The following is a 16,817-nucleotide window of genomic DNA, read 5'->3' as shown; positions in this document are numbered from 1 at the left end:
CCTCCGGAGTCCTTCAGGTTTCGGCCGAGGGGCCGCCCGGTCTAGGCGGCAGGGTGCCGGAAGGCCGGCAGGTTGCCGGAATTCACGGGTCCGCGCGCCGGATCCAGCTGGGGCCCCGGTCCTCGCCGGCCCGCGGGATGCGCCGCAGGCCACGGCCGTCCGGCGTCTGGAGGTGGATGTCGTACTCCCCGTCCACCAGGCCGCTGAAGGCGATCCAGCCACCATCGGGGGACCAGGCCGGCGCGTAGGCCTTGCCCGCAAAGGGCAGGAAGGTGGGCGTTCCGCCCGCGGCCGGGAGGATGCCGATCTGGACGCTCTCGCTCGTGAGGCGCTGGAAGGCGATCCAGCGGCCATCCGGCGACCAGGTGGGGAAGTAGTCGCCCGACACGCTGCTGGTGGGCGTCAGCTGACGGGCCCCGCTGCCGTCGGCGTTCATCAGCCACAGGGCCGGGCTGCCCTGGCGGTACGAGGCGAACGCGAGGCGCGTGCCGTCCGGCGACCAGGCGGGCGTGACATCGGGCGAAATCATCGGGTCGCCGGCCTGGCGCGGCGTGAGGTTGCGCCGGTTCTCCAGGCTCCGGCCCCGCAGATCCGCCGTGAAGATGTCGCCGGCCGGATCCTCCAGCTGCGAGTGGAAGGCGAGGCGCAGGCCATCCGGGGCCCAGACCACCTCCCGCTCGGCCACGCCCGCTTCCGTGGAGAGGCAGATCGCCGGCTGGGTCAAGTCGTCCACGAGCATGAGCTGGGCGGGAACCAGGTCCGTGGGGAGGCTGGCGTACACCAGGGCCCGGCCATCGGGGCGGGCGTGGGGGCGCGTGCCGCCGTACCCCAGGCCCAGCACCTGGGGGGCGCCACCCTCGGGCCGGACCTGGTAGAGCAGGTGGGACCCATCCCCGTTCCGCCCGTCGAACACCAGGTCGTAGGTGGGCGGAGGGAGGGGAGGCGGCGCCGAAGCCGTCCCAGTGCCTCCTCCACCGCCTCCCCCGCAGCCGAGGGATGCGGCGAGCAGCAGACCCGCGACGAGACGCGGCGCCCGCCTGCGCGGGCTCCCTGCCACCCAGGGAAGGGCCGGGAAGGCACGGATCATGGGCCGCTCGCCTGAAGGGTCAAAGGGGTCAACCACGCGCGGGAAGATCGGCCGCCTCGCCTTCATCGCCGCGCGACCCCGGCCCACAGGCGGCGCACCGCCTCCAGGGCCTCTCCTGCGGGCACGGCCACATCCGGCTTCACGCCTGTGCCCTCCCAGTTCGTGCCGCTGAGGGGGTTCACCGTGCGGCCCACGGAGACGGAGAGCTCCAGGCCGTGGTCCAGGGGGAAGAAGCGGTTGGGATTGGCGCCGCCCTTGGTGGTCTCGCCCACGATCACGGCCCGCTTCTGCTGCTGCAGCGCATAGGCCAGAGCCTCTCCGGCGGAAAAGGTCGTCCCCCCCACCAGGATGTAGAGGGGGATTTCCGCAAAGGCAGGCCGGGTGGAGGGGCCTGCCCAGGCCTCCATGGGTTCCTGCCGGCGCCACTCGAGCCGGTTCAGGAGGGTACGCCGGGCCAGGAAGTAGGAAGCCAGCAGGGCGTTCGCGTCACCGCCGCCGCGGTTCTCCCGCAGGTCGATCACCATGGCCCGACACCCCGCCAGCCGGTCCAGGGCTGCATCGAAAGCGGCGCGGCTTTCCTCCGCCTGGAAGAAGCGGTCTACGCGCAGATAACCCAGGCCGTCCTCCAGACGCGTCACCGAGTGCAGGCCCAGGCTGGGGGTCGGCACATCGAAGCGGGGGATGCGGATCCGCGCGTTCAGGTGCTTGTCGCGGGTGAGCGCCTGCAGGGCTCCGTTGACCCGGGCCAGGAAGGCTTTCGCGTCCGTGGAGCCGGAGTCCACAAGGGTTCCCGCCTGCCGCCGCAGGCCCTCGGCGGCGACGGCGGCGAGGTCGGGAAACGCGTATTCGTCGCGGACGAGGTCGGCGATCTGAGCCACCAGGTGGGCCTGACGGTCCGCGGTGAGGGAGACGGGGGCGGGTTCCGCCGCGGCGAGTCCAGCCGCGAGGACGGGCAAGAGCAGAAGGGGGGTCGGGCGCATGGGGGTCTCCGGGGGATCGGTGCGGTCGGCGTGATCGGCGTGATCCAGGGCCGGCGCGATCCCCCAGGGTTCGCGAAGGGCCTGCCGGCGTGTAGGCGGCAGGGTGCCGGATTCCCGGCAGGATGCCAGAATGCGGGATGCCCAAGCCCGACCTGGACGACCTGGACCGCCGCCTCCTCGCGGAGCTGGGCGCCGATGCCCGCCTCACCCAGGTGGCCTTGGCGGCCCGGGTGGGCCTCTCGCGGTCGGCCGTGCAGGAGCGCCTCAAGCGTCTGGAGCGCGAGGGCGTCATCCTCGGCTACACGCTGCGCCTGGGCTTCGAGGCGAAGCCCGGCGTGCGGGCCTACCTGCTGGTGCGCGGCAGCGGGCCCAGCCACGAGCGGGCCCTGCGCATGCTGGAGGCCTTTCCCGAGGTGCGGGTGGCCGACAGCGTGAGCGGGGACATCGACCTGGTGCTGCAGCTGGAGGCGGAGCGCCTGGAGGACCTCAACCGCATCCGCGACGAAGTGGCCAAGCTCCCCGGCATCGCCTCCACCCAGACCCTGCTGGTGATGGCGCCGCGCTTCGACCGGCGCTGAACAGAGAAGGGCCCCGACCGGGGCCCTTCTCCGTTCACGGTACGGTTCAGCCCTTGGCCCACCGCAGCACGGGCTTGCGGGCGGCAGTGGTCTCGTCCATGCGGCGCAGGGGGGCGAGGGTCGGCGCCTGGTGCAGGGCCTCGGCGTCGGTCTCGGCCTCCTTCGCGATGGCGAGCATGGTGTCGCAGAAGGCGTCCAGCTCGCCCTTGTCTTCGCTTTCCGTGGGCTCGATCATCAGCGCGCCGGGCACGATCAGGGGGAAGTAGATCGTGGGCGGGTGGTAGCCGTGGTCGATGAGGCGCTTGGCGATGTCGAGCGTGTGGACATCGTGCTTGGCCTGCAGCGTGTCGCTGAAGACCACCTCGTGCAGGCTCGGGGAATCGATGTGCAGGGCATAGGCGCCCTTGAGCCGGGCACGGATGTAGTTGGCGTTCACGATGGCCCGGAGCGTGGCCTCCTTCAGGCCGTCGGAGCCGTGGCTCAGGCAGTAGGTGAGCGCCCGGACGAGGATGCCGAAGTTGCCGTAGAAGGTGTGCACTTTGCCGATGCTCTGGGGCCGCTTCCAGTCCCAGCGGTACGAGTGCCTGGGCACCTCGCCCTCGCCCACCTTCACGGTGTCGCGCACCACGACGGGCACGGGCAGGAAGGGCATCAGGTTCTCGCCGCAGCAGACGGGGCCGGCGCCGGGACCGCCGCCGCCGTGGGGCGTGGACATGGTCTTGTGGAGGTTCAGGTGCATGACATCCACGCCGAAATCGCCCGGGCGGGCCACGCCCACCAGGGCGTTCATGTTGGCGCCATCCATGTAGACCAGGGCGCCGACGCTGTGCAGGAGGTCGCTGACCTCCTTGAAGCGGTACTCGAAGACGCCCACGGTATTGGGATTCGTGATCATGGCGCCGGCGATCTCGGTGCCGAGCTCGCTCACGAGCGTCCTGAGGCCCTTGCGGACCTTGCCGTTCACGGGATCGGTCACATCGTCGAAGGCGATGGTGCCGTCCGGCAGCGAGGGCAGCTCGACCACTTCATACCCGGCCATGGCGGCGGTGGCGGGGTTGGTGCCGTGGCCGCTGTCGGGGATGAGGATCACGCGGCGCTTGGCGCCCTTGGACACATGGTAGGCCCGGATGAGCATGACGCCCGTCAGCTCGCCGGCGGCGCCGGCGCTGGGCTGGAGGGTGACGCCGGGCAGGCCGGTGATCTCCTTCAGCCATTCCTGGAGGGTGTAGATCATCTCCAGGTTGCCCTGCACCAGCGCATCGGGGGCCATGGGGTGGCTGTCCGTGAAGCCCGGCAGGCCGGCGACCTTCTCGTTGAGCCGCGGGTTGTGCTTCATGGTGCAGGAGCCCAGCGGGTAGATGCCGTCGTCCACGCCGTAGTTCCACTTGGAGAGGCGCGTGAAGTGGCGGATGACCTCCACTTCGCTCAGCTCAGGCAGGGCGTCGAAGCCGCTGCGCCTGAGGTGGGCGGGACGGGTGTCCTTGGCCTCGGGCACATCGAGCTTGGGAAGATCCATGCCCCGCTTGCCGGAGACGGAACGATCGAAAGAGAGGGGTTCGCGCTGACGCAGAAACATGGCCATCTCCTCAGACGGTGGCGGGGACGCGGGCCAGGATTTCGACGAGGCTCTCGATCATCCGGCGGGTGTGGAGTTCGGTGGCGCACCAGAGGATGCAGCCTTCGTATTCGGGGTAGAAGCGGCCCAGGTCCAGTCCCGGCAGCAGGCTCTCCGCGAGGCAGGCCTCCTGCAGCGCCGCCATGTCGCCCCGGTAGCGCAGCACGAACTCGTTGAAGAAGGGCGGGTCGTCGACCGGCTCCATGTCCGGCAGCTCCAGCAGGCGCTGGCGCAGGTACTGGGCCTTGGCGGCGTTCTGCTCCGCCAGGCCGCGCAGGCCCTCGGGGCCCGCCAGCTGGAGGAAGATGTTGGCGCGCAGGGCCACGAGCCCCTGGTTCGAGCAGATGTTGCTGGTGGCCTTGTCGCGACGGATGTGCTGCTCGCGGGCCGTCAGCGTGAGCACATAGCCCGTGCGGCCTTCCAGATCCTTGGTCTGGCCCACCACGCGGCCCGGGATCTCGCGCTTGTGGGCGTCCTTCACCGCGAGGAAGCCCAGGAAGGGGCCGCCGAAGGTGGGCTTGTTGCCGAAGGACATGGCCTCGCCGCAGGCCATGTCGGCGCCGGCCTTGCCGGGGGCCTCCAGCCAGCCGAAGGCCAGGGCCTCCTGGGTGACGCTCACCAGCAGGGCGCCGGCGGCGTGGACGGGGCCGGCCAGGGCCGTCAGGTCCTCCACGGCGCCCAGGAAGTTGGGGTAGCCCACCATCACGGCGGCCACATCCCCATTCAGCTTCGCCTGCAGGTCGGCCAGGTCGGTGACGCCGTTCTTGAGGCCCACCTCCACCAGCTGGAGGTCGTCATGGGGCGCGAAGTTGGTCTTGAGCACCTCGCGGTAGAGCGGGTGCAGGCCGCGACTCACCAGGACGGTGTTGCGCTTCTTCGCCACGCGCACGGCCATGAGGGCCGTCTCCACGCAGGCGGTGCCGCCGTCGTAGAGGCTGGCATTCGTCACATCCAGACCCGCGAGGTCGCAGATGAGGGTCTGGTACTCGAAGATGTGCTGGAGCGTGCCCTGGCTGATCTCGGGCTGGTAGGGCGTGTAGGCCGTGAACCACTCCTGGCGGCTCACCATGGCATCGATGGCCGAGGGCACGAAGTGGTCATAGGCGCCGGCCCCCAGGAACTGGGCGCAGAAGCGGGTGTTCTTGTTGGCCAGGCCCATCATCTCCCAGGCCACTTCCTGCTCGGAGCCCTGGGTGGGCAGGTCCAGGTCCCTCTTCAACCGCAGGGCCTCCGGGATGCCCGCCAGCAACTCCTCGGCGCGGGCGACGCCGATGGTGTCCAGGAGGGCACGATCCTCGACAGGGGAAGAGGGCAGGTAGCGCATGGCGGCCTCGGCAAAGAGCGCGTGAATCGCAGCACTTCAGGTTATCAGCCCGGGACGCCGGGGGCCCCTGTGCAGGGGATCACAGACCACCGGATGCAGACCGCCCGCTCCGGGGACCTGCCCCGGAGCCTGCCCGAAGCCCGGGCGGGAGCCCGGGTGGGCTGCTACCGGCGCTTCCAGAGATCGAAGGGCTGGGTTCCGATGAGCACATTGAAGCTGCCGGAGACCTGCCCGGTTTCCTGGGGTGACCGCTGCCGGAGGAAGCCGTAGGACACTTCCACATAGAAATTGGACAGGGTGGTGCGCAGCATGAGGCCGGCCCCCTGGGGACGGAGGTTCGCGTCCGAACGGAAGAGGCTGGTCGCCTCCCGGGACAGCCAGGCCATGTCGAAGCGGGGCACCGCCTCCAGCGTGAGCCCCAGCCCGGCGTAGACCCGGAAGGGCACGCCGAACCGCACGGCGGCGAAGTTGGGGGCGAAGTAGCCCACGGCCCGGGAGCCGATGACGAAGGAGGGACCGCCAAGGGCCCACCAGCGGTCCAGGGGCAGGTGGCGGCCCTGGCTCCATTCCAGATCCAGGTCGGCCCCCAGGAATTGATTGAAGGGGTGGACGCCCCGGGCCCGGAAATAGACCTGCTGGAAGTCGCCCGCGGGCAGCGCCCCGGCCTTGGTCTCACCCACCCCGAAGCGCCCCCTCAGGAGCAGGCCCTCCCGGGGCAGCGTATGGCGGTCGAAGTTGTCCCACTCGGCGGACAGGTAGGCGGTGTTCTGGGCCTGGGTCTGGCGGAGCCCCGCCTCCCGGAAGGCCGCATCCCGGCGGCCCAGGTCCAGGCTGACTTTGCCGGTGCCCAGGTTGCTGAACCCGGCGTAGGTCCGCAGGATCAGGTCCGAGGCGCTGATCCGGGCGCCCGGCCCCCCGCCGGGAAGCTCCGGGGAGGTCCAGTTCAAGGGCAGTTCCAGGCGCTGCTGCCAGTAGTTCCCCGTCAGCTCCACGCCCGCACCGGGGGCGAAACCGAAGGGGCTGCGCAGGGACAGGCTCGCCTGTTCCTGCAGCCGGTTGCGGGAGGCGCTCAGGTTCAGCTCGGTGCCCTGGAAGCCCAGGTTGAGGGCCCGGTAGGCCAGGCCCAGCTGGCTGCCCAGGGTGGTCTCGTAGCCCAGGGAGATGTCCAGCCGGTCCCGCTGCTGGGGCACGGGAACCAGGGTGAGGATGCAGCCTCCCTTGCCGTCCGGGCGGATCAGGTAGTGCAGCACGGAGAGATACAGGCGGTGCTCGGCCAGGGCGATGCGGTTCTGGAGCTCGCTGGGCCGGAAGGGCCGGCCCTCCAGTTCGCCCAGCAGGCGCCGCAGGCGGGCTTCGTCCACAGGAGGGCCGGGCACGGCCCAGACCTCCACCTGGGTGATCAGGGGTTCCTGGAGTACCACCCGGAGGCGCCCGGTCGCGGGATCGAAGCTGGATCCCCGGGCATCCACCAGGGGGCTGCCCTCCATGAGCAGGCGGTAGACCAGCTGGGACATCTGGCCGCCGAATACCTGGGGGTTGAAGGGCGCGCCGAGCTTCACTTCTTCGGCCAGGGCCTGGTGGACCAGGGGAAGCCAGGCGGCGGGGGCGTCCACCTGCAGTTCCGTCATGGCCGGATAGGGCCGCATGTGGATGGTCAGCACCCGGTCCGCATCCACCGTGGCCCAGGCATCCTGGGCCAGCCCGTGGACGAGGATCTGCTGGAGGAGGATCTGGATGTCCAGGAGCCGGTAGCCTTCCGCACCGGGCTTCAAGGTGGCGGCCAGCAGCCCCTCCAGGGAGGCGTCGATGGGATAGGGGCTCTCGAAGACGACCCGGGTCGCCGCCACGAGCTCCTGCCCGCCGGCCTTCCGGCGCAGGAGGGCGCCCAGCTCCTCCAGGCGGGCGTCGAAGGCTTCGCGCCCCTGGAGGACCAGCTTGGGCGCCATGCCCCCGTACTCCAGGAAGGGCGCATCCCGGATCTCGGGGCGGATGAGGAAGTCGGCCTCGGCGCGGCTTTCCCACTGGCGGCGCTCCACCACCAGGTCCAGGCTGCGGGTGGCCACGGAGAAGATGCTGGTGGCCTGCCGGCGCTCCAGGGGCGAGCTGATGTCCACGGCGATGACCACATCGGGGTGGAAGGCCTCCTTGGCCGTGAAGACCGGCAGGTTCTCCACCAGGGCGCCATCCACATACTGCTGGCCGTCGATCATCACGGGCCGGAAGCCTCCCGGAACAGCCATGGACGCGCGCACGGCCTCCACCAGGTCGCCGTTGCCGAACACCCGCCCCTGCCCGGTTTCCAGATTCGTGGCCAGGATGCGGAGCGGCCGCTGCAGCTGGTCGAAGTCCCCGCCGGAGAAGTAGGCGCCCCGGGCCAGCAGGCCCTGGAGCGTGCGCTGGACCTCGGCGCCGGTCCGCAGCCCCTGGGCCAGGGTGGTCTGGCCCTTCTGCCGCTCGATGGACAGGAAGGTGGACTCGTGTTCCTCCTGCTCGCCCAGGGTCTCGCCCGGGTTGCGGAGCAGGGGTTCCAGGAAGGCGCGGGTGAGATCCCGGCTGCGGAAGAGCTCCTCGATCTCCCGCCCCGAGAAGCCGCTGGCGTAGAGCGCGCCCACCAGGGCCCCGGCGCTGGTGCCCGTGACGCTGCCCAGGGGGAACCCCACCTCCTCCAGGCGCTGGATCACGCCGATGTGGGCCAGCCCGCGGGCGCCGCCGCCGCTGAGGGCCAGGGCCACCTTTGGCATGCCCGGGATCACCACCCGGGGCGCGAAGCGGAACACCATGTCCGGGGGCTGCACCGTGACTTCGATGCGCCGGGGTTCCGCGGGGACCGCCGCCAGAGGAGAGGCTGAAGCGGATGCCGGAGAAGGCGTGGGAGGGGGCGTTGCAGGCGCGACCTGGCCCGCCAGCAGGGCTGGAAGCCCCAGGATCACCAGGGCTGGAAGCCCCAGGGCCAGCCGCGCCCTCCTCATGCGAGGGCCGCCCGCTGAACCTCCATGAGCGTCGCGCACCCGGCCAGCCCCAGGTCCACGAGGCCATCCGCCTCGGCCCGGCTGAACGGGCGGCCCTCGCCCGTGCCCTGCCATTCCACCAGCATCAAGTCCCCGCCCGCCCCCATCGTCGGGCGCGCCGCCACCAGGTTGCAGTCCACGGCGGCCCGATGATCCTCTTCATATTCCAGGTCCAGCACCAGGCCCCGGCGGCCCTCGCCGGCCTCAACGAGGCCCACGCTCACGGCCGCCAGCTGGCGGATCAGGGCCGCCTCCAGCCCCTGGGACCGCAGCGCCAGCGCCACGGCCACCCAGGCGCCGGTGATGGCCGCGCAGCGGGTGCCACCATCGGCGTTCAGCACATCGCAGTCCACCGAGAGGGTGCGCTCGCCCAGGGCGGCCAGGTCCACCGCCTGCCGCAGGCTGCGCCCGATGAGCCGCTGGATCTCCACGGTGCGTCCCTGCTGCTTCCCCTTGGTGGCCTCGCGGTCTGACCGCGTGTTCGTGGCCGCGGGGAGCATGCCGTATTCGGCCGTGAGCCAGCCGGTGCCCCGTCCCTTCATCCACCCCGGCACCTTGGCCTCCAGGCTGGCGGCGCACAGGACATGGGTCCGGCCCACTTTCACCAGGCAGGAGCCGGCCGCGTGGAGCTGCACGCCCGTCTCAAAGACCAGGCTTCGAAGCTCGCCATTCCCGCGCATCAGCAGCCCTTCCATTCGATCTTGTCCACCCGCCCCTGGTGGCGCCCTCCTTCAAAAGGTGTTTCCAGGAACGATTTGAGGTAGTATTCCGCCTTGAGCGGATCCGTCAGCCGCTGGCCGAAAGCGATGGCGTTCGCGTCATTGTGCTGCCGAGCCAGCGCCGCGTGCTCAGGGGAGGTCACCAGTGCGCAGCGGATGCCAGCATGGCGGTTTGCCGCGATGCTGATGCCGATGCCGGATCCGCAGACCAGCACCAGGCGTTCCCACCGGTCCCGGCCCTCCGCCGCCCGATGCGCGAAATCCGGGTAGTCCACCGAGGCCGTTCCATCCGTGCCGAAATCCACCACTTCATGCCCCTGACTCAGGGCCCAGGTCTTGAGCCGCTCTTTCAGGTCGAACCCCGCATGATCGCTTGCAAATCCGAGTTTCATCCTTCAACCCTTTCATCCACAGCCCGCTGCCTACAGCCTACAGCCCCTTCATGTTGAACCCCTTCATCCAGTACCGCCCCCAAGATCGGGGCTTCCTGCTCTGCATGCCCGAGGCCGTTGGGGCCGCGGAGTGGGTGCGCGCCCTCCGCACGCTGCCCGGCGAACTCCAGGGCCGGGAGCGCCTCACCCCAGCCAAGGCCCAGATCTTCCTGCCGGACGCCACCCTGGTGGAGATGCACGCCGTGCCCCTGCGGTGGCAGCGGGCTTACCCCTGGCTGTCCTCCCTGGCCCTCCACCCCGGAAACGCCGGCCCCACCCTGCGCTACTGGGCCACGGCCCTGCGCCTGCTCCAGTCGCTGGTGGTCCGCGGGGCCATCCTTCCCCAGCTGGACACCAAGGGCCAGCCCTGGAAGGCCCGCTGGGGCGTGAGCCTCACCAGCCCCTCCGACCGGGCCGCCCTGCGCCAGCTCGCCGAGGCCATGCCCCCGGCGGCCCTGGCCTTCCCCGAGAACGACACCTGGGCCTTCACCAAGACCGTGGCCCTGGGCGACCTGGATGCCTTCGACATCGAAGATGACCTGGCCATGCCCCCCGCCGCCGACGCCGTGCTGACGGCCTTCCTGGAGGACGGCGCGGACTTCATCATGCGCTTCGTGGCCGGGGGCCTGCGGGCCGGGGACGACCCCCGCCTGGGCCTCATCCACCGGCTCCGGGGCCACAAGCGCGACCGGCTGCCCTGGGACGAGCGCCTCATGGTGGCCCTCTCCCACCAGCTGCCCGAATTCCCCACCATCGGCATCACCGAGCGCACCCTGGGCGAGCAGCTGGCCCAGTGGAGCGAGGGCGCGCGACCCCAGTGGGTGCGCCCCAGCCTGCGGCTGGAAGCCCCGCCCGTGCCCGCGGCCGACCAGACCGTCCAGGACGCGGACCGGCTGGCGGAAGAGGGCTGGATCCTGAAGGTGGGCCTGGAGACGGAAGCCGGGACCGACCTGGGCGTGGCCCGGCTCTGGGAGCCGTCCACCGAGCCCGAGGTGCTTCAGGCCCGCCAGACCCTGCTGCGCGGCCTGGCCCGCGCCGTGCCCTTCTTCCCCGCCCTGGAGCGGGCCCTCTCCGGCCAGCGGCCCGAGGATCTGGTGCTGAGGCCCACGGAGGCCTGGAGCTTCCTCACCCGCGGCGCCGCCCAACTGAAGGAGGCCGGCTTCCTCGTCCACATCCCCGGGGACCTGGCGGATTTCGGCGGGGCCAAGCGCCTGCGCGCGAAGGTCCGCCTGGGCGCCCGCAGCGTGGAGGAGGACGAGCCCCTGGCCCAGGCCGGGCTCGACGGCAGCGTCAGCGCCGACTGGTCGCTCATGCTGGGCGACGATGCGCTGAGCGTGGAGGACTTCGCCCAGATGGCGAGCCTCAAGCACCCGCTGGTGGCCTGGAAGGGCAAGTGGGTGGCCCTCGATCCCGAGACCCTCAAGCAGATCTCGACGGTCATCCAGGCCAGCCGGGGTGCGGGCTTCGAGAGCATGACCAAGGGCGAGGCCCTGGCCGCGGCCCTCACCGGCACCGCGCGCATCCCCGGCGTGAGCGAGGCCATCGAGGTGGAAGTGGCCGGCGACTTTGGCGCGGCCCTCGACGACCTGAAGGTCCTCCCCGACAAGCCCATCACCCAGCCCGCCACCTTCCACGGCCAGCTGCGCCCCTACCAGCTGCGCGGCCTCGCCTGGCTGGAGGGCCTGTCCCGCCTCGGCCTGGGCGGCATCCTCGCGGACGACATGGGCCTCGGCAAGACCATCCAGGTGCTGGCCCTGCTGCTGCACCGCCAGGAGCAGAGCCCCCAGCACGGCCCCGCCACCCTGCTGGTCTGCCCCACCTCCCTGCTGGGCAACTGGGAGCGCGAGCTGGCCAAGTTCGCCCCCAGCGTGCCGGTCTTCGTCCACCACGGCAACAACCGGAACCGCCTGCCCGCCACCTTCAAGCCCCACACCCTGGTGCTCACCACCTACGGCGTCGTCCGCCGCGAGGAGGAGACCTTCGCCTCCCGCGCCTGGGGGATGGTGGTGGTCGATGAGGCCCAGGCCATCAAGAACGCCGGATCGGCCCAGGCCAAAGCCATCCGCAAGCTGCGGGGGAGCTTCCGGCTGGCCCTCACCGGCACGCCCATCGAGAACCGCCTCACGGAGCTCTGGGCGATCATGAGCGCCGGCCTGCCTGGCTACCTCGGCAGCGAAACCCAGTTCAAGGAGCACTTCGCGACACCCATCGAGAAGTACCGCGATCCCGACGCCGCCGCCGAGCTGCGCCAGCGCATCGGCCCCTTCATCCTCCGCCGCCTCAAGAGCGACAAGACCATCATCCAGGACCTGCCCGAGAAGCAGGAGATGAAGGTCTTCACCACGCTGAGCCGCGAGCAGGCCGAGCTCTACCAGTACCGCGTCGAGAAGATGGACGAGGAGCTGGACGCCGTCAGCGGCATCGAGCGCCGGGGCCGCATCCTGGCCCTGCTCACACACCTCAAGCAGATCTGCAACCACCCCAGCCAGTTCCTGAAGGCCCAGGGCCCCTACCGCGGCCGCAGCGGCAAGCTGGACCGCCTCACGGAGATGCTCGAGGAGGTCGTGGAAGCCGGCGAGCGGGCCCTGGTCTTCACCCAGTTCAAGGAGATGGGCGACCGCCTCCAGATCCACCTCCAGGACGCCCTGGGCTTCGAGCTGCCCTTCCTCCATGGCGGGACCACCCGGGAGGGCCGCGACGAACTGGTGCGGAGCTTCCAGGAGGATCCCGACTCGTCGCCGGTGCTGCTGCTGAGCCTCAAGGCCGGTGGTGTGGGCCTCAACCTCACGGCCGCCACCCATGTCTTCCACTTCGACCGCTGGTGGAACCCCGCCGTTGAGGACCAGGCCACGGACCGCACCTACCGCATCGGACAGACGAAGAATGTGCAGGTGCACAAGCTCGTCACCATCGGCACGCTGGAAGAGAAGATCGATGCTCTGCTGGAATCCAAGCGGGACCTGGCGGACCGCGTGGTGGGCACCGGCGAAGGCTGGCTCACCGAGCTGGACGACGACGCGCTGCGCCGCCTGGTCGCCCTGGATCCCGATGCCGAGCTGCTGGATCCCGATGAAGGCAACGGCGAGGAGCCCGAGGCGAAGTCAGAGCCCAAGCCCGTCCGGCGCAAGGTCAAGGAGGTGGCGCCATGATCAGCCACGCCGACCGCTTCGGCGCCACCTGGTGGGGCCGCCTCTGGATCCAGGGCCTCGAGAAGCTGGGGGATGACTACGAGAACCGCCTGCCCCGCGGCAAGAAGTACGCGGAGGATGGCCATGTGTCGCACTTCGGCGTGCAGCCCGGCGAGATCCAGGCCCGCGTCCACGGGCGCAAAACCTACAATGTGACCCTCGGCCTGCCGGCCCTCACCCCCACCCAGTGGGAGAAGGCCCTGGACCGCATCGCACAGGAGAGCCGCTTCGTGGCCTCCCTGCTGGCGGGCGAGATGCCCCAGGGCCTGGACGAGACCTTCCGCGAGGCGGGCGCCAGCCTCTACCCGCGCGTGCCCAAGGAGTTGCAGACCCACTGCGACTGCCCGGACTGGGCCAACCCCTGCAAGCATGTGGCGGCGGTCTGCTATGTGATGGCGGAAGCCCTGGACCGCGATCCCTGGCTGCTCTTCGATCTGCGGGGCAAGACCCGCGACGAGGTGATGCAGGCCCTCCAGTCGGCCCTGGATGCCGCCGCCGTGGCGGCTCCGAAGAAGCGGGGTCGCCCGCCCAAAAAGCGGCAGACCGTGGCGGACCTCCTCGGTCGCGAACAGGCCCAGCCCGAGCCCTGGCGGCGCCTGCCCGACGAGGCCTACGATGCCCTGCCCATGCCCCTGCCCGAGGTCGGGATCCCGCGGGTGATCCCGCCGGATCCCTCTGTGTTCACCCAGCTGGGACCCCTGCCCCACGCCCGCATTGAGACGAGCCTCTGCCTCGCCGCCCTCATGCACCGCACGGCCCAGTGGGTGCTGCAGCAGATCGAGGAGGGGCCCCGCCGGTTGGATGACGGCGAGGGCGAAGACGAACCCGAGCAGCCCGCCTCCCCTTTCGACACCCCCATTCCCTCTGTCACCCGCCCCAACCGCAACTGGCGCCACAAAAAGCGACGCTGGGGCAAAAAGAACGGTCAGAGCTAGACTGGCTCTCCTGGAGTTCCCATGCGCACCATCAGCACCCCGAACGCCCCCTCCGCCATCGGCCCCTACAGCCAGGCCCAGATTTCCGGCGGCCACCTCTTCACCTCGGGCCAGATCCCCCTCGTGCCCGAGACCATGGAGATGGTCACGGGCTCCATCGAGCCCCAGGCTGAGCAGGTGATGAAGAATCTCGCCGCCGTCCTCGCCGCCGCCAACACCGGCTGGGATCGCGTGGTGAAGACCACCGTGTTCCTCACCGACATGGCCGACTTCGCCGCCTTCAACGCCGTCTATGAGAAGGCGCTCGGCGGCGCCAAGCCCGCCCGCAGCACCGTGCAGGTGGCGGCGCTCCCCCGCGGGGCCAAGGTGGAGATCGAACTCATCGCCGAGGTCTAGATCCAGCCCCTCCCTTGGCCGCTGGGCGCTCGGCTCCGCCTCGGCGCACGCGGCCCTGGCTGCCCGCGATTGCCCACGGCACCGCCGTGGGCTCCCACTCGCCTTTGGCTCGCGGAGCGGGGCCCCCGGTCGAGATCGAGCTCATTGCCGAGGTCTAACTAGACGGCCAGCGTCTCCAGCATCGGGTAGAAGTCTCGGTCTTCAGCCTCCAGCCGGGCCCCCAGCGCCTGCAGGATCGCGAGCGTTTCCTTCCGGAAGGTCGGCGCCTCCGCCTGGACGCGCCCCGTCGACAGCCACCGCTGCAGGTGTTCCTTCAGGGCCGCCTTGATCCCGCCCATCTCTTCCATGTACTGGCGGGTCCGCTGCTGGACCCGGAGGTCGGGGTGCTTGAGAACCGTCGGATAGAGGGCCGTGTCCTCGAAGGCGAGGTGGATGTTCAGCCGGGCGCCCAGGGTCACCAGGCTCTGCCGGGCGGCACCGGGGTCGGCGGCCAGGGCCTCGGGCTCGATCCGCTGCTGCAGGTCCTTCACCTGCTGGCGGATGTCCGCATGCTGCTCGTGGTAGCGGTCGAGGTTCATGGATCCCCCAGAGCCGGCCGACGGGCCGGACCTCCACTCTGGAATCCCTCGCCGGTGAAGGGGGTCACAATCTTGACTAAATTAGTATGAATTATTGAACCGACGGAGGGGGATCACTCCTCCTCGGTCTCGCCGATGTCCTCCGCTACGGCCTCCCAGCGCCGCCGGGCCTGGAAGTCGGGGTCCTTCAGATGGGCGAGGAAATCCGTCATCCGCGGCCCCCAGGTCGACCCGGCCACGCAGCCCTCCGGCGCATGGGGCAGCAGCTCCGCCGGGGCCTCTTCCAGGCAGAGCTGGGTGAGCACGAGGCTCTGCCGGTAGCTCTCCCCCACGGGCGTGAGGTTGGCCGCCAGGGTATCCAGCGTCTCGGCCAGGGGGGCGTCCTCCGGCAGGGTCTCGGTGGCGGCTTCGAGGAGCTCCACCGTCTTGAGGCGGGCCGTGATCAGCTTCAGGTGCAGGCGCTCCAGGTCGCGCCGGGCGGCCCCCCGGGCCAGGGCGTGCGCAGCATCCTCCAGGTGGGGGTGGAGCTTGCGGAACAGCAGGGAGAGGGCGGTCTCCGCCGGGGTCATGGGCGTTGTTTCGGTCATGTTTCCAGCGTAACCCCAAGCGTTCCCCGGGACACCCGGGATCCCGTTGGACGAACGGACCCGCCTGCCTCAGCATGGGACCTTGGAGTCTCCCATGGTCCCATCCGACCTCCTCGACCTGACCACCCTTCAGAACCTGGTGGAGTTGGACGATGGCGCCCATGGCCTGGTGTCGGAAATGATCGGCATCTTCCAGGACGACACGCCCCGTCGCATCCAGGCCATCCTCCAGGCCATCGCCCAGCAGGATGCCGAGGCGCTCTCCCGGGCCGGACACGCCCTCAAAGGGGGCGCCGGGGCCCTGGGCGCCAAGACCCTCCGCACCCTGGGCGCCGAACTCGAACAGCTGGGCCGCAGCGGTTCCGTGGATGCCGGTGCGGACCTGCCGGCGCGGCTGGAAGCCGCCTTCCAGGCGAGTCTGGCTGCCCTGGAGAGCTTCGTGCGCGATGGCGAGGCGAACCGGACCTGATTTATCTCCCTCACGGAGACGCGGTCAGGGCTCCCCGAAGGATTTCACGCTGGCGGTGCCCTTGGGCGGAGGCTGATCGCTGATCTGGACCCGGCCGTTGGCATCGGTCCACTGGTAGATGCGCGTGGCCGCCCGCTGCTGGACCGTGGGCTCCGGCACAGTCTTCTGCTCCTCGACCTTGAAGCCGCCCCGGCCCTTCTGGAGCAGCCCCATGCTGCCCGCCAGCTTGGGATCGGGCTGCACGGCCTTGCGCTGGTAGAGATCCAGCACCTTCGGGACATAGGCCCGGGTCTCGCGGAAGGGCGGGATGCCCTTGTGGCGGTTCACCGCGCCCTCGCCGGCGTTGTAGGCCGCCACCACCCGAGTGAGGTCCCCCTGGTAGTAGTCGTGGAGCCACTTGAGGTATTTCACGCCGCCGGAGATGTTCTGGCGCGGATCGAAGGGATCCACGACGCCGAAGCGCTCCGCCGTGGAGGGCATCAGCTGCATGAGGCCCAGGGCCCCGGCCTTGGACCGGGCCTTGTAGTTGAAGGCGCTCTCGGCCTGGATGATGGCGCGGGCCAGGTGCATGTCCACGCCTTCGGCCGAGGCGATCTCGTCCACCATCGCGATGAGCTCCGGGCTCTTGAGGGCCCGGGCCATCTCCGCGGTGGTGATCGCGAGCCGCACCTTGCCCACGCCCACATGCTTCAGCACCAGCCCCTGCCCCTTCATGTAGCTGGGGGGGAGGTTGTTGATCACCAGGCGGCCCTGCCGATCGTAGTAGGTGTAGAGGTAAGTGACGCCGGGCTTCGCAGAGGCCCGCCCGGCCTTCGGCGCCCTGGCACCCAGCATCGGGGCGGGCGCCAGGGCAGCGAGGGCGAGGATCAGGGCAGCGCGAACCATCTGAAGTCCATGATAAGGCTCCTCGCCGGGTCCCGGC

General features: G+C 70.3%; 15 protein-coding genes. 5 read left to right on the top strand and 10 right to left on the bottom strand.

Annotated features, from left to right (window positions below; translation table 11 throughout):
* Positions 1–82: 82 nt before the first annotated feature.
* Together QUD34_RS00545 and QUD34_RS00540 are read right to left on the bottom strand one after the other, a co-directional pair.
* Complete coding sequence (locus QUD34_RS00545; protein ID WP_286354634.1) at positions 83–1,087, bottom strand: TolB family protein; 1,005 nt, start codon at positions 1,085–1,087, stop codon at positions 83–85.
* 62 nt (positions 1,088–1,149) lie between these two features.
* Complete coding sequence (locus QUD34_RS00540) at positions 1,150–2,067, bottom strand: S41 family peptidase (protein ID WP_286354633.1); 918 nt, start codon at positions 2,065–2,067, stop codon at positions 1,150–1,152.
* A gap of 137 nt (positions 2,068–2,204) precedes the next feature.
* On the opposite strand from QUD34_RS00540, the gene QUD34_RS00535 reads away from it, so the two are divergent.
* The gene (locus QUD34_RS00535) at positions 2,205–2,645 is read left to right on the top strand and encodes an Lrp/AsnC family transcriptional regulator (RefSeq protein WP_286354632.1); all 441 of its coding nucleotides are present in this window, start codon (positions 2,205–2,207) and stop codon (positions 2,643–2,645) included.
* 46 nt (positions 2,646–2,691) lie between these two features.
* On the opposite strand, the gene gcvPB is transcribed toward QUD34_RS00535, so the two are convergent.
* The 5 genes from gcvPB to QUD34_RS00510 all read right to left on the bottom strand — a co-directional run bounded on the left by gcvPB (position 2,692) and on the right by QUD34_RS00510 (position 9,703).
* On the bottom strand, positions 2,692–4,221 hold the full coding sequence (gcvPB, locus tag QUD34_RS00530; protein ID WP_286354631.1) for an aminomethyl-transferring glycine dehydrogenase subunit GcvPB: 1,530 nt from the start codon (positions 4,219–4,221) through the stop codon (positions 2,692–2,694).
* A 10-nt stretch (positions 4,222–4,231) separates the two neighbouring features.
* The gene (gene gcvPA / locus QUD34_RS00525) at positions 4,232–5,584 is read right to left on the bottom strand and encodes an aminomethyl-transferring glycine dehydrogenase subunit GcvPA (RefSeq protein ID WP_286354630.1); all 1,353 of its coding nucleotides are present in this window, start codon (positions 5,582–5,584) and stop codon (positions 4,232–4,234) included.
* A 164-nt stretch (positions 5,585–5,748) separates the two neighbouring features.
* Positions 5,749–8,553: a patatin-like phospholipase family protein gene (locus QUD34_RS00520; protein ID WP_286354629.1), complete on the bottom strand. Its 2,805-nt coding sequence runs from the start codon at positions 8,551–8,553 to the stop codon at positions 5,749–5,751.
* Positions 8,550–9,272 carry a ribonuclease PH gene (gene rph / locus QUD34_RS00515; RefSeq protein ID WP_286354628.1) on the bottom strand — a complete coding sequence of 241 codons (723 nt, stop codon included), beginning with the start codon at positions 9,270–9,272 and terminating at the stop codon, positions 8,550–8,552. The genes QUD34_RS00520 and rph overlap by 4 nt, the downstream gene beginning before the upstream one ends.
* On the bottom strand, positions 9,272–9,703 hold the full coding sequence (locus tag QUD34_RS00510) for an RpiB/LacA/LacB family sugar-phosphate isomerase (protein WP_286354627.1): 432 nt from the start codon (positions 9,701–9,703) through the stop codon (positions 9,272–9,274). The genes rph and QUD34_RS00510 overlap by 1 nt, the downstream gene beginning before the upstream one ends.
* A 50-nt stretch (positions 9,704–9,753) precedes the next feature.
* On the opposite strand from QUD34_RS00510, the gene QUD34_RS00505 reads away from it, so the two are divergent.
* From QUD34_RS00505 to QUD34_RS00495, 3 genes are read left to right on the top strand one after another with little or no spacing between them, the layout of a single operon-like run.
* Positions 9,754–12,891, top strand: a complete 3,138-nt coding sequence (locus tag QUD34_RS00505) for a DEAD/DEAH box helicase (protein WP_286354626.1) — start codon at positions 9,754–9,756, stop codon at positions 12,889–12,891.
* Positions 12,888–13,865, top strand: coding sequence for an SWIM zinc finger family protein (locus QUD34_RS00500; protein ID WP_286354625.1), 978 nt, complete (start codon positions 12,888–12,890; stop codon positions 13,863–13,865). The genes QUD34_RS00505 and QUD34_RS00500 overlap by 4 nt, the downstream gene beginning before the upstream one ends.
* A gap of 21 nt (positions 13,866–13,886) precedes the next feature.
* Positions 13,887–14,261 (top strand): Rid family detoxifying hydrolase, encoded by a 375-nt coding sequence (locus tag QUD34_RS00495; RefSeq protein ID WP_286354624.1) that lies wholly within the window; start codon positions 13,887–13,889, stop codon positions 14,259–14,261.
* A 158-nt stretch (positions 14,262–14,419) separates the two neighbouring features.
* On the opposite strand, the gene QUD34_RS00490 is transcribed toward QUD34_RS00495, so the two are convergent.
* Together QUD34_RS00490 and QUD34_RS00485 are read right to left on the bottom strand one after the other, a co-directional pair.
* Positions 14,420–14,839: a hemerythrin domain-containing protein gene (locus QUD34_RS00490; protein ID WP_286354623.1), complete on the bottom strand. Its 420-nt coding sequence runs from the start codon at positions 14,837–14,839 to the stop codon at positions 14,420–14,422.
* A gap of 113 nt (positions 14,840–14,952) precedes the next feature.
* The gene (locus QUD34_RS00485) at positions 14,953–15,426 is read right to left on the bottom strand and encodes a hypothetical protein (protein WP_286354622.1); all 474 of its coding nucleotides are present in this window, start codon (positions 15,424–15,426) and stop codon (positions 14,953–14,955) included.
* A gap of 94 nt (positions 15,427–15,520) precedes the next feature.
* Between QUD34_RS00485 and QUD34_RS00480 the strand changes: the two genes are divergently transcribed.
* The gene (locus QUD34_RS00480; protein WP_286354621.1) at positions 15,521–15,895 is read left to right on the top strand and encodes an Hpt domain-containing protein; all 375 of its coding nucleotides are present in this window, start codon (positions 15,521–15,523) and stop codon (positions 15,893–15,895) included.
* A 24-nt stretch (positions 15,896–15,919) separates the two neighbouring features.
* On the opposite strand, the gene QUD34_RS00475 is transcribed toward QUD34_RS00480, so the two are convergent.
* Complete coding sequence (locus QUD34_RS00475; RefSeq protein WP_286354620.1) at positions 15,920–16,780, bottom strand: transglycosylase SLT domain-containing protein; 861 nt, start codon at positions 16,778–16,780, stop codon at positions 15,920–15,922.
* Between the last annotated feature and the right edge of the window lie 37 nt (positions 16,781–16,817).

The sequence above is a fragment of the Geothrix oryzae genome (genome assembly GCF_030295385.1).
GTDB lineage: Bacteria > Acidobacteriota > Holophagae > Holophagales > Holophagaceae > Geothrix > Geothrix oryzae.
This window is presented reverse-complemented; position numbering and strand designations above follow the sequence as displayed.